This window comes from Mesorhizobium sp. WSM4904, assembly GCF_029674545.1.
Classification (GTDB): Bacteria; Pseudomonadota; Alphaproteobacteria; order Rhizobiales; family Rhizobiaceae; genus Mesorhizobium.
Map to the genome: position 1 here is coordinate 5,478,676 of NZ_CP121354.1, position 20,768 is coordinate 5,499,443.

Sequence of the window (20,768 nt, forward strand, 5' to 3'; positions counted from 1 at the left end):
CTTATCTGGTTTCGGACCTCGCCGCCCTTGTCAAAAGCCGCTGATAAAACAGCCCGATGCCGATCAGCACGGCGCCCAAGCCGATGAAGGACAGCGCGCGCAGCACGCCTTCCAGCTCCGACATGTCGAAGAGGAAGACTTTCAGCACCGCGACAGCGATGAGCACGGCCGAGGCGATGCGCAGCACCTGCGACCTCAGCCGGACGCCGGCGGTGAGCAGCGCCACGCCGATGACCAGCCAGAGCGCCGAATAGGTGTAGGTCTCGAGCTGTCCGAGGCCGCTCCACAGGCCGATGAACTCGCCCTTGAACAGGCGCCGCACCGACAGCGTCGCATAGGCGAAGGCAAGCAGCGAGGCGAGCAGCGCCAGCATTGCCGCATACCATCTCGGACGCTTGTCGCGGACATAAAGCGCCAGCGCGCCGGCGGCGATCGCCGGCAGAAGATAGGCGAGGAACAACAGGTTGAAGAACAAAATGGTGCCGGTCGATTCATCCGTCACCAGCGGGTTCAGCACCGCGAAATGCTGGATGACGATCAAGCCCGCCGAGACTACACCGGCGGCCATCGAGCCATAGCGCAGCACCGAGCTCGGTGAGCGCAGGTCGATGGCGACGAGGATCGCGCCGGCGCCGAGCGCGATCAGCGTGTAGATCGCCTGTTCGCCGAGCGTGACGGGGCCGGTGTCGATGACGCCGCCATGCATGGCATGGCGAACCAGCATGGCAATGGCAAGCAGCGCGAACAGCGCCGAGGCCGCCTCCATGGCGAGGCGCGGCCGGCCGTTGGTAGTGCGCGCCAGCTGCCAGGCGGCGAAGCCGAAGGCGAGCGCCGGCACGCCATAGCCCGGCAGCAGCCAGTTGAAGACAGGCGTCTTCGACAGCGCCGCCGCGCCGACGATGGTCGGGTCAAAGGCGACGCGGCCGAGCACGGCGACCGCCGCGCCGACGGCGATCCAGCCCAGCACCGGATAGGAGCGCCAGCGCGTCGCCAGCGCCGGAATGATTGCGGCGGCGCCGAGCAGCACCGTCGTCCAGCCGGAGCCGAAAGCCATGTGCAGCATCAAAAGGCCGGCAAAGCCGGCGCCGGCGAGCGCGAAGGAGACGGCTGGTCCGCCGCCGAGCGGCGGCTCCTCGGCGCGCGCGATCCACTCGCCGCCGGCGGCAAAGACCAACACCATAAGCAGCGCCGGCAGCGCGTAGCCGAGGTCGCGGTCGATATCGCCGAAGGTCAGCCATAGCGCGGTGAGCACGACCAGCGGCGCAATCACGCCCCATGCCGCCCAGGACGCGGCGCGGACGGGTGCCGCGGCGGCAAAGCGGCGCGCGGCCCAGAAGCCCGCCCCGATGAAGACCAGGGCGAGCGCGATGCCCAGGCGGAAGGTCAGCGCGTCGGATGTCGCCAGCGGTTCGGCGCCCAGGCCGACATTGAGCGCGTCGACACCGATGGCGGCGGGCGGGATGATGCCGAGATAGATCAGCACCGTCGCCAGGCCGGCGGCGAAGACCAGTGGCAAGGCGCGCGGCCGGTAGAGCGCCACCGCCACAAGCGCTGCGAGCAGGACCGCGCCATGCAGGGCGTCACCCGCCTTGGCGAAGACCGGATCGACCGACAGCCCGAGCGCGGTCAGCGCCACGAAAAAGCCGGGCGCGACCGACGGCCAGTCGAAGCCGGGCTCCGCTTCATCACGCCGACCGAGCCAGACGAAGACGAGCACGGCGAGCGTCGCCAGGCTGATGAACAGCACCGCGGCAAGGTTAACCTCTGGCGCATCGGTCAGGTAGAGAATGGTCCAGACGCCGGTGCCCACGAACGCCGCAGCGACAAGCGCCTTCCAGTCGCGAATGCGGGCTATGGCCGCCGTGGCGGCGAGCACGACAGCCAGGTAGCCGAACAGCGCCCATGGATTGGGCGCCTGCGAGGCGACCAGTGCCGGCGTGACCATGGCGCCGACGAGGCCGATGCCAGCCAGCGCCAGGCCGTGGACCAGCGAAACGGCGATGGTGGCGACGCCGATCGCGCCGAGCAAAGTGAAGGCCAGCGCCGGGCCGATGAAGCCATAGATGCCATGCGCGGCATAGACAGTGCCGAACAGGATGAAGGCACCGGCCGCCGTCAGGATCGCCGGTATGTAAGCGCCGGCGGCGCCCTGCACCGGCACCCTGAAGCCGGTGCGGCGGATGAACTCGGCGCCGGAGATCAGCACCAGGCCGAGGATGCCGGCCATGGTGAGGCGCACGCCGGGGCCGAAAATGCCGGCCTCGATGGTGTAGCGGATCAGGAAGAGGCCACCCAGCGCCAGCGCGATGCCGCCGACCCAGACCGCCCAGCGTGTGCCGAGCGCCGTCTCGACATCGCGCGCGGCCATTGCAGGCGCAGGCAATTCGGCCGGCGTGGCAGGTTGTGCCGGTCCGGTGGGTTCGGGCGCACTCGCCTCGCCGGCTTGGGCCGGCGCTTCGGCCTTGGGTTCGTCGGGCGTTGCGGCGGCGGCTTGCGGGGCGGGTTCACTTGCCGGCCGCGCGGTCGTCGCTGCTGCCGCGGCGGGAGCTTCGTCCGACGTGCCTTCCGTCGCCTCGCCAATCTTGGGCGCGGGCTGCGGGATACCCGAAAGCACCAAGCTGCGCAGCGCGCCAAGCTCGCGCTCGATCAGCCCGATGCGGGTCTGCTGGCGTGAAATGATGACGAATAGAGCGATGACGGCGGCAATGGCGATCAGGCTGAAAAACATGGCGGTTTCCCCTCAAAACCGGACCAGTCGTGGCCGACAAATACGGCAATGAGACGGCTGCCGAGATCTGCGCCTTGCCGGCCTCACAAGATCGAGCATGTTTCGGCTTCGATTGCCAGCAACTTGACGCTTTGTCCAAAGGCGATAGGTCTAAACGGCTGAGACTCGGGCCAGGAAATTACCTGCCGCTGGCCGCAAAATACTCATGCTATTCTCCGACGATCGCTGACATTGCCTAGAGGGTGACCGATGCCGCAGCGAAGCGCGGGCCTGCTGATCTACCGGCGAACCGCCGGAGTACTGGAGTTCCTGCTGGTTCATCCTGGCGGACCGTTCTGGGCAAGGAAGGACGAAGGCGCGTGGTCGATCCCGAAAGGGCTCACCGACGACAAGGAGGACGAGCTGGACGCAGCCCGGCGCGAGGCCGAGGAGGAGCTCGGCGTCGCCATCGACGGCGACTTCCGGCCCGTCGGCAGCTACAAGCAGCCGGGCGGCAAGATCGTGATCGCCTGGAGCGTGGAAGCGGACATCGACGTGGATGCCGTCAGGAGCAACACGTTCACCATGGAATGGCCTCCGAGGTCGGGCGCCATGAAGGAATTCCCCGAGGTGGACAAAGCCGGCTGGTTTTCGCTTCCCGAAGCCGGGATCAAAATCCTGAAAGGCCAGCGCCCCATGCTGGACGATTTTCTGAAGCGGCGGGGCACCGACTAGACGCCGGTCTATTCGCCGGCGATCGGCTTCATCGCCGCCTGATGCCGGCGCAGCGCGGCGAGGAAGCCGGCGCGGGCGTCGGGCGGCTCGATGCCGCGCGGCTCATAGACATGGCGGGTGAAGAAGAAGCCGGTCAGCCGGAAGGCGTCCTCCAGCGCCGCCTGATCGGCGCGCAGGCCGGAGCCGCGCTGGAGGAAGGCAGGCAGCACCAGCATCTTGTCACGCCAGGGCTCGCCGGCGGCGCGCGAAACCGCGCGCCCGGATTTCGGCGAGACATAGGCGAGGTCCTGCCTCGAACCGGTCGCGGCGCATTGGCTGAGGTCGAGGCCAAAGCCGAGCTCGTCCAGAATGAGCAGCTCGAAACGCGCCACCAGCTCGCCCGCGGCATCAGCATCGTCGAGATGGGAGATCATTACCGCCAGCGCCTCGTAGAGCCCACCATGGGCGTCGCGCTCGGGCAGAAGCCTGAGATGCGCGGCCATGGTCTGCAGGCCGTAGACGGCGACCGCGCTGTCCATCAGCCGGGCGGCGTTCATCTCGATCGCCTCGGCCTGGAAGATGCCCAGATGCTCGTCGAGCCGCGCCCGCCATAGAAGATCGACGCGGTTGCCGGGCTGCAGCACCGGCTGCTGCTTGCGCGAGCGGCCGCCGCGCACGAGACCGAGATGGCGGCCGTGCGCGCGCGTCATCACCTCGAGGATGGCGCTGGTTTCGCCATGCTTGCGGGTGCCGAGAATGATTCCCTCATCGCGCCATTCCATGGCCCGAGCTTTTCACCCGTTGGACGGTGAAATCAAGATTTGCCTGTGTCGTAACTGACACGGAGAAACCAACCAGCGAGCGAACCGAGCGCTTCAACATGAGACGGTTCGCGCGTCGATGACGCTGTCTTTGGCCAACCAGGCAACGATCGGCGGCAAAGTTCGTTATGGCACCCAGAGTGCGTCGCCAAGGAGGGACGAAAAGCTTGCCGCACTCAACGAAGGTACCAACTTCCACCCCAGTTGGTTCGCCCTAGATGAACTGCACCAATGCGAAGATGCGGCTGCCTGCGATCTTGCAAGAATGTCCGAGCCGGCGCCGGCAGCGCGCACCCCGATCGATAGTTTTCCGCCTGGCCCAGCAATGCGAACTCTAATTTCTTTGTTGTTGTTTCTACTGCTCTGCGGGGCACCAAGCTTCGCCCAGCCGGCCGCACAAGGGGGCGCCAAGCCCGGCGAGCCGAACGCCGATGTCCAAGCGCTCATTACCATACTGGAGAACGACCAGGCGCGGCACCGCCTGATCGACAAGCTGCGCGCCGCGGCCGCGGAGGGCAACCAGCCGGCGACCGAGACAGCGCCTGAAGCGACGATCGCCCAGGAGGTCGCCGCGTATACGAGGGACGCGGCAGAGAGCGCCTCCGGCCTGATCAAGACGACCGCCGCCCTCGTCGAGAGAATTGCCGGCATCTTTTCCGGAGGCGTTTCGATCGACGTGCGGAGCCTTTGGAACGCCGTCCGCAACAGCGCCCTTGTCGTGGTCCTCACCTTCGCCGTCTACATCGCATTGCGGTTCGCCTTTGGACGGTTCCAGCGCACATTCGCCAATGCGGCGACACGCGGAGGCAGGTTCGAGCGGTTCGGCTTCATCGGGTTGTCCGCGCTGGCCGACGCGCTCACCGTGCTCGCGGCCTGGGCAATCGGTTCGGTGTCTTCGCTCTCTGCATTCGTTATCGACCAGGCGGGCCAGGCGGAGATGAACCGTGCGCTGTTCCTGAACGCCTTCCTTGTCATCGAGTTCATCAAGGTCCTTGCGCGCACGCTGCTTGCCCCGAGATGGCCCGCGCTGCGGATCTGGGCATTGGGCGATACAACGGCGGCATACTGGTATTTCTGGCTGAGCCGCTTCGTCAGCGTGGTCGGCTACACGATGTTCTTCCTCGCGCCGATCGTTGCGGTCAACGTCTCGGAAGACGCCGCGCAAGTGGTCCGCGTGGTCGTGATGTTTGCCGCGCTGGTGCTTGCCCTGATCGTCATCCTGCAGAATCGCGATCAGGTACGGCGATGGCTGCTGCGCCGCAGCGAGACCCGCCGAACCGACATTCTGGGCAGGTTCCTGGCCGGTCTCGCCAGACTTTGGCACGTCGTGGTGATCGGATACCTGATTCTCGTCTTCGTTCTTTGGCTCGCGGCTCCCGCGATGGCCCTGCCGTTCGTCCTCGCGGCTACCATCCAATCGATCGTCGCGGTGGCCATAGGCGTGCTGCTGACAGGCATCATCGCGCGGGTCGCCGGAGCGGGGATAAACCTGCCCGCCGAAGTCAGCGAGCGCCTTCCGCTGCTCGAGCGGCGCCTCAATGCCTTCGTTCCCAATGTGCTCAGGGCGGTTCGCATCCTGGTCGCCGCGGTTGTGTTGCTGGTCATCGCCCAATTCTGGCGAGCGGCAGACGTCGTCGGATGGCTGTCGAGCGAGGTCGGCCAGCGCTTCGCCGTTTCAATCGTTTCCGCAATCCTGATAATGCTGGTCGGCGGCCTGATCTATCTCGCCGTCCAATCGTGGGTGGAATATCGCCTCAATCCGAATTACGGCCATGTCCCCTCCCCGCGGGAACGGACGCTTCTCTCCCTGTTCCGCAACGCCTTCGTGGTCGCGCTGGGCGTCCTCATCGTCATGCTGGTGCTGTCCGAGTTTGGCGTAAATATCGGCCCACTGCTTGCCGGCGCCGGCGTCGTCGGCCTGGCGGTCGGCTTCGGCGCGCAAAAGCTCGTACAGGACATCATCACTGGCGCCTTCATACAGTTCGAGAACGCGATGAATGAAGGCGATGTGGTAACCGCAGGCGGGGTTACCGGTACCGTCGAGCGACTGACAATCCGTTCCGTGTCGTTGCGTACTATCGACGGCGCCTATCATCTCATCCCGTTCTCTTCCGTCGACGCCGTGACGAACTTCATGAAGAACTTCAGCTATCACGTCGCGTCGATCGGCGTGGACTACGGAGCGAGCATTCCCGAGGTGAAGCAGGCGATGCACGAGGCCTTCGACAAACTGAAGGAGGCCGGGTTCGCGGGCGACATCATCGGCGACCTCGAGATGCATGGCGTGACCGAATTCGCGGACTCCGCCATTCTGGTTCGGGCCCGCATCAAGACCAAACCCGGAAAGCATTTTGCCCTGGGTCGCGCCTATAACGAGATCATCAAGGAGGTCTTCGAGCAGCGCGGCATCGAGATACCTTTCCCTCATGTGACGTTCTACATGGGCGGCGAAGACAAGGCGGGCAAGTCACCGCCGCCGCGCATCAAGCGGCCCGGGCCAAAGCCGACGACGGAAAGGCCCAAGCGCAGCGCGGCGACAAACGCTGCATTGGCCGAGTCGCCCAAACGCGGGCGCAAGACCAAGGTCACCCAGGACGGTCCGTCCGATGAAGGGCACGATGCGCCCGACCAGACCGAGATTTCCTAGGCGATCCTGGCCCGAAAGGTTGAGATTTCCCCAGCAACCCGGAAGCGGGCCACTCGCCAACTAACCGCCCCTTCGGCGTGATCGAGCGCTTTTCATACCGCTCTTGCTCGCAGCTTGTACGTATAGCGTATGTACGCTATGTTACCCATGAGGGAGACATCATGTCCAAGCCAGCCAGCGACAGAACCGAACGCTTCAATATCCGCATACGGCCCGCGCAGAAGGCTATGATCGCCCGCGCGGCGGCGCTGTCGCACAAGGACATGACCGACTTCATCCTCGACAAGGTGCTTCCTGAGGCGGAAGCCGTCATCAAGGCGATCGAAAAGACCGAAGTCTCGGAGCGCGACTTCAAACGCATCCTCGAACTGCTCGAGCATCCACCGAAGCCAAATGCGAAATTGCGGGCCGCCATTGCAGCTCTTCCCGATACGATATGACACTGCCGCGATGGCGCGAGGAGCCGATCTCGAAATCGCATGATCGCGCGTCCTTCGATTGCGGCGACGAACAGATGAACGATTTTCTGCGGCGCTTCGCCAGGCAGAGCCATGAACAGAATGCCTCGAAGACATTTTGCGCCGTCGACAACGCGAACCCGGACCGCGTTCTTGGCTTCTATACGATCGCACCCTCCGCCGTTGCTCATGAGCAAGTGCCTGCGGCCCTGACGAAAGGGCTGGCCCGACATGAAGTATCCGGATTCAAGCTTGCCCGCCTGGCGACCGATCTCTCGGTGGCCGGGCAAGGGCTTGGCGGTCAGCTTCTCGCTGCGGCGGCCTTGCGCTGCCTGCGTGTCGCCGGCGAAGGTGGAGGTCTCCTGTTCATCATCGATGCCAAGAGCGAGCGCGCCGCGAACTGGTACCGTGGATATGGTGCCGAGCCGCTGTCGGGAAAACCGCTGACTCTCGTGATGCCGCTGGCGACGTTCGCTGCCGATCTCAGGGCTAAAGACCTGTTATAATCCGCGTCACGCCCAGCGTTCGTGATCGGCGAGCACCTCGTCGATTACCCGGCGCTGCCTTTCGGCCTCGGCTTGGTTGGCGTCGTGTCCGGCAGCGGTGATCAGGGCCTTCCACAACGTCCAACCTCGGCCGCGCGCCCATGTCGCCCGATCGACGGCGATGCGGGTGCGGAAGGCCTCCCGGCTTTCACCCTCGAAGAACGTCCAGGCGATGGCCAGGTCACAAGACGGGTCGCCGACGCCGGATGTACCGAAGTCGATGACGGCGCTCAGGCGGCCGTCTTCGACCAAGAGATTGCCCGAGGCGACGTCGCCGTGGAACCAGACGGGCGAACCGTGCCAGGTGGCGGCAAGGGCGGCTTCCCAGACGGTGGTGGCGACCTGGGTATCGATCTCGCCTTCGAGCGCGGCGATGGCCTGCCTCGTCTCCCCGTCATAGACCGTCAGCGGTCCGCCGCGATAAAAATTGTGCCGGCCCGGCGCCGGGCCGCCCGCCGGATCGATCCGTTTCAGGGCGACGAGGAAATCGGCGAGCGTCACCGCGAACGCGCGAAGATCGCCGATGCGCGCGGTCCTTGCCGTCTCGCCCTCGATCCAGCGATAGACGGACCAGTGCCAGGGATAGCCCGCCGCCGGCTCGCCCATGGCCAGCGGCGCGGGGATCGGCAGCGGCAGATGCGGCGCGAGCCTTGGCAGCCAGCTATGCTCCTTCTCGACCTGCAGCGAATAGGGAGCCGCGCTTGGCAGCCTGACCGTCATCTCGTCGCCGAGATGGAAGGTGCGGTTGTCCCAGCCGTCGAAGGCGACGGGCCTCACGGGCAGATGGCGCCATTCAGGAAACTGCGTCCCGACCAGGCGGCGCACGAGATCGGTGTCGATATCTAAATTAGGGTTGTGCATGCCGTTGCCCCAGATCGACGGACGGCATTCCTAGCCGACATGCATGTTTGTGCTATGCATGTCGTTGTCCCAAAACCGCTTGGCACTTTTGGGCGACATGCATCAATGGGGAAACTCCAGCCCCATCTCGCGATATCGCTCTGGGTCGTCGCCCCAGTTCTCGCGCACCTTCACGAACAGGAAGAGGTGCACCTTCTGCTCGAGGATCTCGGCGATCTCGGCGCGCGCGGCCTGGCCGATGGCGCGGATCGTCTCGCCCTTGTGGCCGAGCACGATCTTCTTCTGGCTGTCGCGCTCGACATAGATGACCTGCTCGATGCGCACCGAGCCGTCCTTCTTCTCTTCCCATTTCTCGGTCTCGATATGCGAGGAATAGGGAAGTTCCTGATGCAGCCTCAGATAGAGTTTTTCGCGGGTGATCTCGGCCGCTAGCTGGCGCATCGGAAGGTCGGAGATCTGGTCCTCCGGATAATACCAAGGCCCGGCAGGCAGCGTCTCGGCGAGATAGTCGAGCAGATCCTTGCAGCCGGAGCCGGTAAGCGCCGAGACCATGAAGGTGCGCTTGAACGGCACTCGTTCGTTCGCTGCCGCGGCGAGGGCCAGAAGCGTCTCCGGCTTGACCCGGTCGACCTTGTTGAGGACAAGCAGCATCGGCTGCTGGACGTGCTTCAGCCGGTCAAGGATGGCGTCGGCATCGCCCTTGATGCCGCGCTCGGCGTCGACGAGGAGCACCACGACATCGGCATCCTTGGCGCCGCCCCAGGCGGTCGTCACCATGGCGGTGTCCAGCCGGCGCTTAGGCTTGAAGATGCCGGGCGTGTCGACGAAGACGATCTGCGCGTTGTCATGCGTGGCGATGCCGCGCACGATCGCGCGCGTGGTCTGCACCTTGTGGGTGACGATCGAAACCTTGGCGCCGACCAGTTGATTGACCAGCGTCGACTTGCCGGCATTGGGCGCGCCGATCAGCGCGACGAAGCCGGAGCGGGTAGCAGCGACCTCAGGGCTCTCGACTTCCGTCATGCCGCGCTCCATACGCCTTCGCGCAGCAGCAGCACCGCCGCAGCGGCCTGTTCGGCCTCGCGCTTGGAGCGGCCGCTGCCGATCGCCGGAGCAAAGGAGCCGACCTTGACGCTGACGGTGAACAACGGATCGTGGTCGGGGCCCTCGCGACTGTCCACCCGGTATGCCGGGACGGCGCCGGACGCCGCCTGGTGCGCCCATTCCTGCAATTCGGTCTTGGCGTCGCGGCGGGCGGCACCTGTCGCCTGCGAGCGCGGCTGCCAGTAGCGGTGGATGAAGGCGCGCGCCGCCTCCATCCCGCCGTCGAGATAGAGCACGGCAATCAGCGACTCCAGCGCATCGGCGCGCAGGTTGGTTCGCTTGCGGCCTTCGAGGTTGCGCACGTCGGAGCCGGCGCGGATCAGCTCCGGCAGGCCGATCTCCTCGGCGATCTCGGAGAGCGCCTCGGCGTTGACCAGCGCGTTGAGGCGCAGCGACAGCTCGCCCTCGGCGGCCTCGGGAAAGGCCGCCAGCAGCATGTCGGCCACGACGAGGCCGAGAACGCGGTCGCCCAGGAATTCAAAGCGCTCGTAGTCGACGCCGGCATGGGTCGAGCGGGCGCTGGCATGGGTCAGCGCGCGCTGCAGGCGCTGGCGGTCGGCGAAGGCGTGGCCGGTGCGCTCGAAAAGCGCTTCGGCGAGGGCATCGGTGGTCAAACGCTTGGTGGCCGCCATGACCTTAGTGGACGAGATGGAACAGGCGTCCGGCGCGCATCAGCGACGGCCACTTCCAGATTTCCAACGGGCTTGCGCCATCGGCGATCGAGAAGAAGATGACGTTGGCGCGGCCGACAAGATTCTCGGCCGGCACGAAGCCGACGGTAAAGCGACTATCGGAGGAATTGTCGCGGTTGTCGCCCATCATGAAATAGTGACCCGGCGGCACGTCGAACTCGCGCGTGTTGTCGCCGATCGAATTGGGCGTCAGGTCGAGCGTGTCATAGGTGACGCCATTGGGCAGCGTCTCGCGATAGACGTCGACGGGACGGTCGACCTCGGTGATGTCGGGATTGTCGATCTGGCCGACCTTTTCACGCGGCACGGCGGTGCCGTTGATGAAGAGCTGGCCGTCCTTGACCTGGATCTTGTCGCCAGGCAGGCCAACGACGCGCTTGATGTAGTCGACGGACGGATCCGGCGGGAACTTGAACACCACCACGTCGCCGCGCTTGGGCTCGGAGCCCCAGATACGGCCGGAGAACAGGTTCGGGCCGAAAGGCAGCGAATAGCGCGAATAGCCATAGGCCCATTTGGTGACGAAGAGATAGTCGCCTTCGAGCAGCGTCGGCCGCATCGAACCGGACGGGATGGAGAAGGGCTGGAACAGCAGCGTGCGGATCACGAGCGCGAGCAGCAGAGCCTGGATGATGACGGAAAAGGTTTCACCAAGCCCGCCGGATTTCTTCTGCGATTTTTCAGCCACGCTCATGTCGTCCTCGATTGTGCGTTGGTTGGTATAGAGTCTCGGCGGGCGCTGGGCAACGTCATGCCGCCCGTGGTCAGATGGAATCAATGTGGCGCTTGTTCGACGGGCACCGCCTCGATGATCACAAAGGCTTGAGCAAGCGGGAAATCGTCGGTGATGGTGAGGTGTATCAGCGCGCGATGGCCCTTGGGCAGGATTTTTTCCAGCCTGGCGGCAGCACCGCCGGTGAGCGCCATGGTCGGCGCGCCGCTGGGCAGGTTGACTACACCCATGTCGCGCCAGAACACGCCCTCGGCCATGCCGGTGCCCAATGCCTTGGCGCAAGCCTCCTTGGCGGCAAAGCGCTTGGCGTAGGAGGCGGCGCGAGCCGCGCGCTTTTCCGACTTGGCCTGCTCGACCTCGGTGTAGATGCGCTGGACGAAGCGCCGGCCATGCCGCTCCAGCGACTTCTCGATGCGTCTGATGTCGATCAGGTCGCTGCCGATGCCGATGATCATTCCGCGGGCACTTCCCGTCCGCCGGCGCGCTTGGCCTTCTCGGCTCGCTCGGCCATGCGTTTCTTCCGCTGCTCACGAAACACGGTCATGCCCCAGCGCGTGACGCCGTAGAAGACAAGCCCAAAGATCAGCCCGAGCGGCACGGCGCCGATCAGCATCGGCTCAAGCACCGGATGCCACAGCTTGCCGAAGGAAAGCGTGTGCATCATTTCGCCGAGATGCTCGGGCGGCCCGTGTTTGGGCAAGCGCTCATGCAGGATGAGCTTGCCGGTCTCCCATGACGCGCCCCAGAGCAGAGGGAAGGTCAGCGGATTGCCGAAGAACACGGCGCCCAGCGCGGCGGCCACCAGATTGCCGGCGATCACCCAGCAGAGCACGGCGGCGATGACGAAGTGGAAGCCAAGCGGGAAGAAGGAGGCGAAAACGCCCGCCGCGACGCCGGCCGCGACGGAATGAGGCGTCGCCTTCAGCCGCAGGATGCGCTTGGAGAAATACTGCACAGAGCGCGAGAACGAACGGCGCGGCCAAAGGTAAGTACGCACCCGCTCCAGGAGGCCATCAGGCTCTCGGCGTCGAAAAAGCACTCTGTTTCAGTTCCCGGTCCAACACACGCTCCCCTGCCACCCCGGGTCGCGACGACATATCTTGCGCTTCGAGGGCGCAGGAAGGCAACAAAACTTTGATATAGCGACGGGCAGGCCACGGAACAACGAGGGCACCCGCGATGGTCTGCCGCAGGCTGTAACAAGAGCGCCATTCTGGCGAAACTGAGGAAGAACCGGGGAAACGAAGCCGATGATCACCATTCGACCGGCGCGGGCCGGCGACGCCGAAGCATTGCCGGACATCGAGCAGTCCGCCGGGCTGGCGTTCCGCGCCGTCCCGGACCTCGCCTGGCTTGCCGACGGCGACAATGTGAGCGCCGGGCGGCATCGCGCGCTCATCGCCGAAGGCGCATGCTGGGTTGCCGCCGATGACCAGGACCGGCCGGTCGGCTTCCTGAGCGCCGGGGTCGAAGGCGATGCGCTGCACATATGGGAGCTCGACGTGCACCTGGACCGGCAAGGCTCCGGCATCGGCAGCGCTTTGCTTGAACGGGCGATCGAGAACGCCAGGCGGCGCGGCCTGGCGGCGGTGACGCTGACCACGTTTCGCGACGTCGCCTGGAATGCGCCCGTCTACCAAAAGTTCGGCTTTCGCATCCTGGACAGCGCGGCGATCGACGAAAGGCTCGCCGACCTCATCAGCGGCGAGGCAGAACACGGCATGCCGGCCGAGCGGCGCTGCGCCATGCGGCTCGATCTGAACCGCACTAAACCGAATATTCGCTGACCTCGACCAGATTGTCGTCGGGATCGCGGAAATAGACCGACGTCATCCTGCCACGGGCGCCGATGCGCTCGACCGGGCCGACTTCGATCGCCACGCCGTTGGCATCGAGGCTGGCGCGGACTTGCGCAAGGGGCACCGCCGCTACGAGGCAGAAATCGCCGGAGCCCGGCGTCGGCGTCTTCGCCTTCGGCTCGAAGGTGCGGCCGACCTCATGCAGATTGATCTTCTGCGAGCCGAACAGAAGCGCGGTCGGCCGGTTCGGCTCGTCCAGACGCCGCAAGCCAAGCACACGTTGATAGAATTCGCAGGTCGCTTCGACCGAGCGGACCGTCAGCACGAAATGATCGATGCCAGCGATCATCGTGACGCGACTTCAGATATTCCGGCTGCCGGGCTTGACGGCCGGGATGGCGGCAAGCTCCGGCGGCAGGCGGTCTGGCGGATAGGCCGGCACCTCATATTCGGCGAGCGCGATCAGCGGCACGCCGACATCGGTCTTGCCGGCGGAGCGGTCGATGATGCAGGCGGCCGCCACGACGTCGGCGCCGATTTCGCGCAGGCATTCGATGGTCTCGCGGATCGACAGGCCGGTGGTGACGATATCCTCGACGATTACGACGCGTGAGCCCGCAGCGATCTCGAAGCGGCGGAGCCTGAACTCGCCCCCTTCCCGCTCGACCCAGATCGCCGGCGCGCCGAGATGGCGCGAGGTCTCGTAGGCCGGGATCAGGCCGCCGATCGCCGGGCCAACGACATAGTCGATCCTGCCGGGCACGCTTTCTTTGATCTTCCCGGCCAGCGCCTTGCACAGGCGCTCGGTCTTGTCGGCATGCATGAAGACGCGCGCCTTCTGCAGGAAGATCGGACTGCGCAGGCCCGACGTCAGGATGAAATGACCTTCGAGGACCGCGCCCGCCTCGCGGAATATGCCCAGCACTTCGTCGGTATTCATGTTCGCTCCATGCTCTTGGCGAATGGTGAATGGTAGTTAGAGCACCTTCTATTTCACTATTCACCATTCACCATTCACCCGTTCACGCGCCGCGCGTCGCTGACGCTCGAATTGTCCTTGAGCTGCGACAGCAGCCGGTTGAGATGCTTCAGATCCCAGACCTCGAGGTCGATCAGCATCTCGGTGAAATCGGGCGCGGTGCGCACCATCGACAGCGTGTGGATGTTGGCGTCGTTCTGGGCGACGACCTGGGCGATGTCGGCGAGCGAGCCAGGCGCGTTGATGGCAGTGACCGAGATGCGCGCCGGGAAGCGCTCCTTGGTGCGTTCGTCGATGTCCCAGCGCACGTCGATCCAGCGCTCGGGCTGGTCGTCGAACGCCTGCAGCGCTGGCGACTGGATCGGATAGATGGTGATGCCGGTTCCCGGCTGGATGATGCCGACGATGCGGTCGCCGGGCACCGCCCCTTCCGGCGCGAAACGCACCGGCAGATCGCCGCGCACGCCGCGGATAGGCACCGCTCCGTCGCGCTGCTGGTCCTTGCCCTTGCGCGCGGCGCGGCCGGGCATCTGGAACAGCATGCCGGCGGCGTTGCGGATCTTCGACCAACCCTCCTCGCGCTGCTTGGGCGCCGCGACCGTGACGCGCTCGTCCTTGTAGTCGGGGAAGACCGCCTTCATGACGTCGGTCGACGCAAGCTCGCCGCGTCCGACGGAGGCCAGCACGTCCTCGATGTCCTTGCGCGCCAAGCGATGCAGAACCGGCTTCAGGCTTTCCTTGGTGAAGTTCTTGCCGGCACGCTCGAAGGCGCGTTCGAGGATGCGGGCGCCGAGCCCGGAATATTGCTTGCGGATGGCGTTCTTGGTGGCGCGGCGGATGGCGGCGCGCGCCTTGCCGGTGACGACGACCGATTCCCAAGCCGCCGGCGGCACCTGCGCCTTGGAGCGGATGATCTCGACCTCGTCGCCGTTCTTCAATTCCGTCATCAGCGGCATGATGCGGCCGTTGACCTTGGCGCCAACGCAGGTGTCGCCAACATCGGTATGGACGGCATAGGCGAAGTCGATGGGTGTGGCGCCGCGCGGCAGCGCGATCAGCATGCCCTTGGGCGTGAAGCAGAACACCTGGTCCTGGAAGAGCTCCAGCTTGGTGTTTTCGAGGAAGTCCTCGGGGTTGTCGCCTTCGGCCAGCTGCTCGATGGTGCGGCGCAGCCAGGCATAGGCGTTGGTCTCCTTGGAGATCGCGTGCGCGGCGCCATTCGCCTTGCCGCCCGTGTCCTTGTAGATCGAATGCGCGGCGACGCCGTACTCGGCGATCTTGTTCATCTCGCGGGTGCGGATCTGCAGTTCGACACGTTGGCGCGACGGACCGACGATGGTGGTGTGGATCGAGCGGTAGTCGTTCTGCTTCGGCGTCGAGATGTAGTCCTTGAAGCGGCCGGGCACCATCGACCAGGTGGTGTGGATGGCGCCGAGCGCGCGGTAGCAGTCCTCGACCGTGTCGACGACGACACGGAAGCCGAAGATGTCGGAGAGCTGCTCGAAAGAGAGCGCCTTGGCCTCCATCTTGCGGAACACCGACCATGGCTTCTTCTGCCGGCTTTTGACGCTGGCTTTGATGGCGTGCTTTCCGAACAGGCCCGACAGCGCCTTCTCGATCTCGTCCAGCACGCCCTTGTTGCGCTCAAAGATCTCGGCGAGCCTGGCGGTGACGGCGCGGTGGGCCTCCGGATTGATGTAGCGGAAGGCGATCTCTTCCAGTTCCTCGCGCATCCCCTGCATGCCCATGCGCCCGGCGAGCGGCGCATAGATGTCCATCGTCTCCTCGGCAATGCGCAAGCGCTTGGACTCGGGCATATGATCGAGGGTGCGCATGTTGTGCAGGCGGTCGGCGAGCTTGACCAGGAGGACGCGAATATCCTCGGAGATCGCCAGCAGCAGCTTGCGCAGGTTCTCGGCCTGCTCGGCCTTCTTGGAGACGAGGTCGAGCTTCTTCAGCTTGGTAAGCCCCTCGACGAGCTTGCCCATTTCGGGGCCGAAGAGCTCGTCGATCTCGGCCCTCGTCGCGGTCGTGTCCTCGATCGTGTCGTGCAAAAGGGCAACCGCGATGGTCGCCTCGTCCATGTGCATCTCGGTGAGGATGGCGGCAACTTCCAGCGGATGCGAGAAATAGGGATCGCCCGAGGCGCGCTTCTGGTGGCCATGCTTCTGCATGGCATAGACATAGGCCTTGTTGAGCAGCGCCTCGTTGACGTCAGGCTTGTAGCGCTGGACGCGCTCGACAAGCTCATACTGACGCATCATGGGCAGGATCTCGCGGTGCTGAAATGATTGATGCGCCGCACAGGCGTGCGACGCATCCCATAGATAGCCACGAAACTTACGAGACGGAAGTGCCGGATGCTTGATCCAGGCAAGTTCCAGTGACGCTTAGTAGTCGTCGCTCTTTTCCGGCGGCACCAGACCCTCGATGCCGGCGAGCAGGTCTTCCTCGCTCATGCGATCGAAGGCGATGTTCTCTTCGGCATCGTCGGTGTCGGCGGCAGCGGTGGCGGCGCCGGTCTGGTCGGCGATCGCCTCGCCGTCGGCCTCCGGCTCGTCGACCTCGACATGCTTCTGCAGCGAGTGGATCAGGTCTTCCTTGAGGTCGTCGGGCGACAGCGTCTCCTCGGCGATCTCGCGCAGCGCAATGACCGGATTCTTATCATTGTCGCGAGGAACGGTGATCTGCGCGCCCTGGCTGATCTGGCGGGCACGGTGGCCGGCGAGCAGCACGAGCTCGAAACGGTTGTCGACCTTGTCGATACAATCTTCAACGGTTACGCGGGCCATGGACTGCCCCTTTCATGCGTGGATTTGATGGAAAACTGGCGGGCTCCATAACCCGGACGCCGCCTAAATACAAGCTTTATGGCGGCAGCGGCCGAAGGATGCCCCTTTGCCCGGCTCGATAACCGGACACCGGCCGCTGACATAGTGCCGATCACAATTGCTTGCAATGCGCGCCCGCGCCCTTGGATATCCATAAATCTGGCGTTATCTCGAAAGAGACGGCAAAAGGGACCATTATCGGGCCTGCCCGTCGCGTCCATTTAGACGACAAAAATTTTCGAAAGGGATATTTTTCAATGTTCGATCCCCGTGAAAAGATCGCTCTTTTCATCGACGGCGCCAATCTCTACGCCACATCGCGGGCGCTGGGCTTCGACATCGACTACCGCAAGCTTCTGTCGAGCTTCCAGAAGCGCGGCTACCTGCTCAGGGCCTATTACTACACCGCGCTGGTCGAGGATCAGGAATATTCCTCGATCCGGCCTCTGATCGACTGGCTGGACTACAACGGCTTCAAGGTGGTGACCAAGCCCGCCAAGGAGTTCACCGATTCGACCGGCCGGCGCAAGATCAAGGGCAACATGGATATCGAGCTCACGGTCGATGCGCTGGAACTGGCCGATGTCGTCGACCATTATGTCATCTTCTCCGGCGACGGCGACTTCCGCACTCTCGTCGAGGCGCTGCAGCGCCGCGGCCGCAAGGTGTCGATCATCTCGACCATGGCCTCGCAGCCGCCGATGATCTCCGACGACCTGCGCCGCCAGGCCGACCACTTCATCGATCTGATGACGCTGAAGAACGAAGTCGGGCGCGACCCATCGGAGCGGCCGGTACGCCGGCCTGAGCCGGCTGAAGCCGACGAGGACGATTATTGAGAGCGGCGGCTTTGAGCGCCGCGCCTTCCCCCGAACCCAGCCGCGATTGCCCGCTCTGCCCGCGGCTGCACGACTTCATCGCCGCCTGGCGAGAGCGCGAGCCGGGCTGGTTCAATGCGCCGGTGCCGACCTTCCTGCCGCCGGAAGGCGAGGATTCCGTCAAGCTTCTCATCGTCGGGCTGGCGCCCGGCTTGCGCGGCGCCAACCGCACCGGGCGCCCCTTCACCGGCGACTACGCCGGCGACTTGCTCTACGGCACGCTGATCGCGCAAGGCCTGGCGCGCGGCGAGTTCAAGGCGAGGCCGGATGACGGGCTGGAGCTGATCGGCACGGCGATCACCAATGCGGTGCGCTGCGTGCCGCCGGAGAACAAGCCGGCCGGCGCCGAGATCGCCACCTGCCGGACCTTTCTCAAGCCGACCATCGCGCGCTTCCCCAATTTGCGCGCCATCCTGACGCTGGGCTCGATCGCGCATCAGTCGACGGTGCGGGCGCTGGGCGGGCGCGTCGCCGCCCTTCCGTTCCGCCATGGCGGGCGCCAGGAAGCCGGCGGCATCACGCTGTTTTCCAGCTATCACTGCTCGCGCTACAACACCAATACGGGCGTGCTGACGGAAGACATGTTCGTCAACGTCTTCAAGGAGATCGCGGCGTTCCTGCAAGGCTAGGCGTTCCTGAAACGCTGGATTCAGGCGCCGGGGAAAAAAGCTCCGAGAGCCTCGCCGGCCCGCCGTTCAGCACATTCAGGTCGACATCGCCGTCGATGCCGTCGACGCGGCCGGTATCGAGATATTGCCAATAAACCCAATCTTCCTCTTTCGGCGGCATAGCAATCGAGCGCAGCCAGCGCTGGCGAACCGCGATATGAGCGGCATAGGTCGGCGCTGCCTCATCGGTGATGTAGATGATGGCCGGCTTGCCATAGGCCGCCTCGACCGGCCCCAGGAACGCAAGCAGTTCCGCGCTCAGTTCGGCGGGCGAAGGTCGATTCGGACAGTTGCCGTGGAACTCGATATCGACGACCGGCGGCAAAAGCGGCTCGCCGCGCGGCACGACCGAAAGGAAGTTCTTCGCCTGATCGGCGCCCGGGCGGCAGAAGGTGAAGAAATGATAGGCGCCAACCACGAGGCCCGCCGCGCGGGCCTGGCGCAAATTCCCGGCAAAGGCATCGTCGACATGGTCGCCGCCTTCGGTCGCCTTGATGATGGCGAAGGCGACATCGTCGGCCGCGACTCGCTGCCAATCGATATTGCCCTGGTGGTGGGAAACGTCGATGCCCCGGATGGGGAATTCGGCGCGATCCGGCGGGAAGGCGCGAGGCCGGAAGAAGCTGTCTTTCCCGACAGCAAGTGCCAGAAAGACGAAAGCCAGGGCCAGGACAATCAAGCGGTTCCTCAAGCCTTGGCTCCCTGCTAGCCTGCCTGGATATTGTCGATTTGTTTATCCGCGCTCCTTGAGGAGCCGCCCCTTCTCGCGCGACCAGTCGCGCTGCTTTTCGGTTTCGCGCTTGTCGTGCAGCTTCTTGCCGCGAGCGATCGCCAGCAGGAGCTTGGCGCGGCCGCGATCGTTGAAATAGATTTTCAGCGGCACCAGCGTCATGCCTTCGCGCTCGACGCTCTGCGACAGCTTGGCCATCTCGCGCTTGCTGACGAGCAGCTTGCGGCGCCGGCGCGGCTCGTGATTGAAGCGGTTGGCCTGGAGATATTCCGGCAGATAGGAATTGATCAGCCAAATCTCGCCGCCCTCGGCGGAGGCGTAGCTTTCCTGGATGTTGGCCTGGCCCTGGCGCAGCGACTTCACCTCGGTGCCGGTCAGCACCAGGCCGGTCTCGATCGTGTCGAGCACCTCGTAGGAAAAGCGCGCCTTGCGGTTTTCGGCGACCGTCCTGTTGTTGGGGTCGGCTTTCTTGACTTGATTCATAATGCGGAGAGGTGGCGCCTCATCCCTAGTTAATCAAGCCGGCGTGCTTCATCGCCTGATCGAGCTTCTCGGCGGTCGAAGCCTCGACCGTCACCAAAGGCGAGCGGACCACGTTCTCGACCTTGCCCAGCTTCGACAGCGCGTATTTGGCGCCGGACACGCCGGGCTCCATGAAGATCGCCTTGTGCAGTGGCAGGAGACGGTCCTGCAGTTCTAGCGCCTTGGCGCTGTCGCCGGAGAGCGTCGCTTCCTGGAACTCGGCGCAAAGGCGCGGCGCGACATTCGAGGTCACCGAAATGCAGCCGACGCCGCCATGGGCGTTGAAGCCCAGCGCCGAGGCATCCTCACCGGAGAGCTGGATAAAATCCTTGCCGCAGGTCATGCGCTGCTCGGAGACCCGCTCGACCTTGCCGGTCGCATCCTTGACGCCGGCGATGTTCTTGAAGTCGTGGCGGAGCCTGCCCATCGTCTCCGGCGTCATGTCGATCACCGATCGCGGCGGGATGTTGTAGATGATGATCGGCAGCTTTGTCGCCCGAGCGACAGCGGCAAAGTGTTCGTAGAGGCCGCGCTGGGTCGGCTTGTTGTAATAGGGCGTAACGACAAGGGCCGCATCGGCGCCGGCCTTTTCGGCATATTGCACCAGGCCGACGGCTTCCTCGGTGTTGTTGGAGCCGGCACCGGCCACGACCGGCACCCTGCCCTTGGCCACCTCGATGCAGACCTTCACGACATGGCGGTGCTCGTCATGCGACAGCGTCGGCGACTCGCCGGTGGTGCCGACCGGAACGAGGCCCTTGGTACCCTCGGCGATCTGCCATTCGACAAAAGCGCGAAAGGCTTTCTCGTCGAAACGCCCGCTCTTTTCGAACGGTGTGACGAGCGCGGTCAGCGAGCCTCTCAGCATATTGTCCAAACTCCTTGGGACTTTGTTGGCTATGCATGTCGTTGTTTTTGGCGACATGCGTCGGTGTTCATCGATCGGTTTATTTGCGCGCCTTCTAACCGAAAGCGAAGCCGCGCACCATAGTCTCGACATGGTTCAGCGGCAAGCATCGCCATAGTGCCAGCAAGCGCAATTCGGACGGCCTCGATAACCTTTTGTTTACGAGCCTTTC

General features: G+C 64.6%; 22 protein-coding genes. 7 read left to right on the top strand and 15 right to left on the bottom strand.

The window, feature by feature from the left end; translation table 11 throughout:
- Position 1: 1 nt before the first annotated feature.
- Positions 2-2,728 (bottom strand): DUF2339 domain-containing protein, encoded by a 2,727-nt coding sequence (locus QAZ47_RS26650; protein WP_278231342.1) that lies wholly within the window; start codon positions 2,726-2,728, stop codon positions 2-4.
- Positions 2,729-2,977: 249 nt separating this feature from the next.
- Between QAZ47_RS26650 and QAZ47_RS26655 the strand changes: the two genes are divergently transcribed.
- Positions 2,978-3,442, top strand: coding sequence for an NUDIX domain-containing protein (locus QAZ47_RS26655; RefSeq protein ID WP_278231343.1), 465 nt, complete (start codon positions 2,978-2,980; stop codon positions 3,440-3,442).
- An 8-nt stretch (positions 3,443-3,450) separates the two neighbouring features.
- On the opposite strand, the gene recO is transcribed toward QAZ47_RS26655, so the two are convergent.
- The gene (gene recO, locus QAZ47_RS26660) at positions 3,451-4,203 is read right to left on the bottom strand and encodes a DNA repair protein RecO (protein ID WP_278231344.1); all 753 of its coding nucleotides are present in this window, start codon (positions 4,201-4,203) and stop codon (positions 3,451-3,453) included.
- 130 nt (positions 4,204-4,333) lie between these two features.
- Here recO and QAZ47_RS26665 point away from each other — a divergent pair, with 130 nt between their 5' ends.
- From QAZ47_RS26665 to QAZ47_RS26675, 3 genes are all read left to right on the top strand, one after another.
- On the top strand, positions 4,334-6,889 hold the full coding sequence (locus QAZ47_RS26665; protein ID WP_278231345.1) for a mechanosensitive ion channel domain-containing protein: 2,556 nt from the start codon (positions 4,334-4,336) through the stop codon (positions 6,887-6,889).
- Between the two features lie 161 nt (positions 6,890-7,050).
- Positions 7,051-7,329 carry a DUF1778 domain-containing protein gene (locus tag QAZ47_RS26670; protein ID WP_278203757.1) on the top strand — a complete coding sequence of 93 codons (279 nt, stop codon included), beginning with the start codon at positions 7,051-7,053 and terminating at the stop codon, positions 7,327-7,329.
- On the top strand, positions 7,326-7,853 hold the full coding sequence (locus tag QAZ47_RS26675) for a GNAT family N-acetyltransferase (RefSeq protein ID WP_278231346.1): 528 nt from the start codon (positions 7,326-7,328) through the stop codon (positions 7,851-7,853). The genes QAZ47_RS26670 and QAZ47_RS26675 overlap by 4 nt, the downstream gene beginning before the upstream one ends.
- Before the next feature lie 6 nt (positions 7,854-7,859).
- Here QAZ47_RS26675 and QAZ47_RS26680 read toward each other — a convergent pair whose 3' ends face one another.
- The 6 genes from QAZ47_RS26680 to QAZ47_RS26705 form a co-directional block, all read right to left on the bottom strand.
- On the bottom strand, positions 7,860-8,753 hold the full coding sequence (locus QAZ47_RS26680) for an aminoglycoside phosphotransferase family protein (RefSeq protein ID WP_278231347.1): 894 nt from the start codon (positions 8,751-8,753) through the stop codon (positions 7,860-7,862).
- 102 nt (positions 8,754-8,855) lie between these two features.
- Complete coding sequence (gene era / locus QAZ47_RS26685) at positions 8,856-9,788, bottom strand: GTPase Era (protein WP_278231349.1); 933 nt, start codon at positions 9,786-9,788, stop codon at positions 8,856-8,858.
- Positions 9,773-10,489 carry a ribonuclease III gene (gene rnc / locus QAZ47_RS26690; protein WP_278077900.1) on the bottom strand — a complete coding sequence of 239 codons (717 nt, stop codon included), beginning with the start codon at positions 10,487-10,489 and terminating at the stop codon, positions 9,773-9,775. Before rnc ends, era begins: the two co-directional genes overlap by 16 nt.
- Before the next feature lie 4 nt (positions 10,490-10,493).
- Positions 10,494-11,243 carry a signal peptidase I gene (gene lepB / locus QAZ47_RS26695; protein ID WP_278077899.1) on the bottom strand — a complete coding sequence of 250 codons (750 nt, stop codon included), beginning with the start codon at positions 11,241-11,243 and terminating at the stop codon, positions 10,494-10,496.
- An 80-nt stretch (positions 11,244-11,323) separates the two neighbouring features.
- Entirely contained in the window at positions 11,324-11,737 is a 414-nt protein-coding gene (gene acpS / locus QAZ47_RS26700) for a holo-ACP synthase (RefSeq protein WP_278077898.1), read from the bottom strand.
- Positions 11,734-12,321: a DUF2062 domain-containing protein gene (locus QAZ47_RS26705; RefSeq protein WP_278231350.1), complete on the bottom strand. Its 588-nt coding sequence runs from the start codon at positions 12,319-12,321 to the stop codon at positions 11,734-11,736. Before QAZ47_RS26705 ends, acpS begins: the two co-directional genes overlap by 4 nt.
- Before the next feature lie 211 nt (positions 12,322-12,532).
- On the opposite strand from QAZ47_RS26705, the gene QAZ47_RS26710 reads away from it, so the two are divergent.
- Positions 12,533-13,069, top strand: coding sequence for a GNAT family N-acetyltransferase (locus tag QAZ47_RS26710; protein WP_278231351.1), 537 nt, complete (start codon positions 12,533-12,535; stop codon positions 13,067-13,069).
- Here the strand turns inward: QAZ47_RS26710 and QAZ47_RS26715 are convergent.
- From QAZ47_RS26715 to rpoZ, 4 genes are all read right to left on the bottom strand, one after another.
- Positions 13,050-13,430, bottom strand: coding sequence for a VOC family protein (locus tag QAZ47_RS26715; protein ID WP_278231352.1), 381 nt, complete (start codon positions 13,428-13,430; stop codon positions 13,050-13,052). The genes QAZ47_RS26710 and QAZ47_RS26715 overlap by 20 nt on opposite strands.
- Before the next feature lie 12 nt (positions 13,431-13,442).
- Positions 13,443-14,021, bottom strand: coding sequence for an orotate phosphoribosyltransferase (gene pyrE / locus QAZ47_RS26720; RefSeq protein WP_278203769.1), 579 nt, complete (start codon positions 14,019-14,021; stop codon positions 13,443-13,445).
- A 74-nt stretch (positions 14,022-14,095) separates the two neighbouring features.
- Complete coding sequence (locus tag QAZ47_RS26725) at positions 14,096-16,324, bottom strand: bifunctional (p)ppGpp synthetase/guanosine-3',5'-bis(diphosphate) 3'-pyrophosphohydrolase (protein WP_278203770.1); 2,229 nt, start codon at positions 16,322-16,324, stop codon at positions 14,096-14,098.
- Positions 16,325-16,450: 126 nt separating this feature from the next.
- Positions 16,451-16,852: a DNA-directed RNA polymerase subunit omega gene (gene rpoZ, locus QAZ47_RS26730; RefSeq protein ID WP_040972027.1), complete on the bottom strand. Its 402-nt coding sequence runs from the start codon at positions 16,850-16,852 to the stop codon at positions 16,451-16,453.
- Positions 16,853-17,148: 296 nt separating this feature from the next.
- Between rpoZ and QAZ47_RS26735 the strand changes: the two genes are divergently transcribed.
- Both QAZ47_RS26735 and QAZ47_RS26740 read left to right on the top strand, forming a co-directional pair.
- A complete protein-coding gene (locus QAZ47_RS26735) occupies positions 17,149-17,730 on the top strand; it encodes an NYN domain-containing protein (protein ID WP_066997475.1) in 582 nt (193 codons plus the stop codon).
- The gene (locus QAZ47_RS26740) at positions 17,727-18,398 is read left to right on the top strand and encodes a uracil-DNA glycosylase (protein WP_278203774.1); all 672 of its coding nucleotides are present in this window, start codon (positions 17,727-17,729) and stop codon (positions 18,396-18,398) included. Before QAZ47_RS26735 ends, QAZ47_RS26740 begins: the two co-directional genes overlap by 4 nt.
- Here the strand turns inward: QAZ47_RS26740 and QAZ47_RS26745 are convergent.
- The 3 genes from QAZ47_RS26745 to dapA are packed head-to-tail and all read right to left on the bottom strand — an operon-like array spanning position 18,367 to position 20,557.
- Positions 18,367-19,128, bottom strand: a complete 762-nt coding sequence (locus QAZ47_RS26745) for a GH25 family lysozyme (RefSeq protein WP_278231353.1) — start codon at positions 19,126-19,128, stop codon at positions 18,367-18,369. The two genes, QAZ47_RS26740 and QAZ47_RS26745, sit on opposite strands and share 32 nt — an antisense overlap.
- A gap of 42 nt (positions 19,129-19,170) precedes the next feature.
- Positions 19,171-19,650 carry an SsrA-binding protein SmpB gene (gene smpB, locus QAZ47_RS26750; protein WP_041002108.1) on the bottom strand — a complete coding sequence of 160 codons (480 nt, stop codon included), beginning with the start codon at positions 19,648-19,650 and terminating at the stop codon, positions 19,171-19,173.
- 25 nt (positions 19,651-19,675) lie between these two features.
- Entirely contained in the window at positions 19,676-20,557 is an 882-nt protein-coding gene (gene dapA, locus QAZ47_RS26755) for a 4-hydroxy-tetrahydrodipicolinate synthase (protein ID WP_278077890.1), read from the bottom strand.
- Positions 20,558-20,768: the final 211 nt, after the last annotated feature.

Excerpts from the sequence above, each read along its gene's own strand:
- rpoZ (WP_040972027.1), bottom strand. The coding sequence starts at position 16,852 with ATGGCCCGCGTAACCGTTGAAGATTGTATCGACAAGGTCGACAACCGT.
- QAZ47_RS26715 (WP_278231352.1), bottom strand. The coding sequence starts at position 13,430 with ATGATCGCTGGCATCGATCATTTCGTGCTGACGGTCCGCTCGGTCGAA.
- QAZ47_RS26670 (WP_278203757.1), top strand. The coding sequence starts at position 7,051 with ATGTCCAAGCCAGCCAGCGACAGAACCGAACGCTTCAATATCCGCATA.
- recO (WP_278231344.1), bottom strand. The coding sequence starts at position 4,203 with ATGGAATGGCGCGATGAGGGAATCATTCTCGGCACCCGCAAGCATGGC.
- rnc (WP_278077900.1), bottom strand. The coding sequence starts at position 10,489 with ATGGCGGCCACCAAGCGTTTGACCACCGATGCCCTCGCCGAAGCGCTT.
- smpB (WP_041002108.1), bottom strand. The coding sequence starts at position 19,650 with ATGAATCAAGTCAAGAAAGCCGACCCCAACAACAGGACGGTCGCCGAA.
- QAZ47_RS26675 (WP_278231346.1), top strand. The coding sequence starts at position 7,326 with ATGACACTGCCGCGATGGCGCGAGGAGCCGATCTCGAAATCGCATGAT.
- acpS (WP_278077898.1), bottom strand. The coding sequence starts at position 11,737 with ATGATCATCGGCATCGGCAGCGACCTGATCGACATCAGACGCATCGAG.
- QAZ47_RS26650 (WP_278231342.1), bottom strand. The coding sequence starts at position 2,728 with ATGTTTTTCAGCCTGATCGCCATTGCCGCCGTCATCGCTCTATTCGTC.
- QAZ47_RS26655 (WP_278231343.1), top strand. The coding sequence starts at position 2,978 with ATGCCGCAGCGAAGCGCGGGCCTGCTGATCTACCGGCGAACCGCCGGA.
- era (WP_278231349.1), bottom strand. The coding sequence starts at position 9,788 with ATGGAGCGCGGCATGACGGAAGTCGAGAGCCCTGAGGTCGCTGCTACC.
- lepB (WP_278077899.1), bottom strand. The coding sequence starts at position 11,243 with ATGAGCGTGGCTGAAAAATCGCAGAAGAAATCCGGCGGGCTTGGTGAA.
- QAZ47_RS26710 (WP_278231351.1), top strand. The coding sequence starts at position 12,533 with ATGATCACCATTCGACCGGCGCGGGCCGGCGACGCCGAAGCATTGCCG.
- QAZ47_RS26735 (WP_066997475.1), top strand. The coding sequence starts at position 17,149 with ATGTTCGATCCCCGTGAAAAGATCGCTCTTTTCATCGACGGCGCCAAT.
- QAZ47_RS26680 (WP_278231347.1), bottom strand. The coding sequence starts at position 8,753 with ATGCACAACCCTAATTTAGATATCGACACCGATCTCGTGCGCCGCCTG.
- pyrE (WP_278203769.1), bottom strand. The coding sequence starts at position 14,021 with ATGAATACCGACGAAGTGCTGGGCATATTCCGCGAGGCGGGCGCGGTC.
- QAZ47_RS26725 (WP_278203770.1), bottom strand. The coding sequence starts at position 16,324 with ATGATGCGTCAGTATGAGCTTGTCGAGCGCGTCCAGCGCTACAAGCCT.
- dapA (WP_278077890.1), bottom strand. The coding sequence starts at position 20,557 with ATGCTGAGAGGCTCGCTGACCGCGCTCGTCACACCGTTCGAAAAGAGC.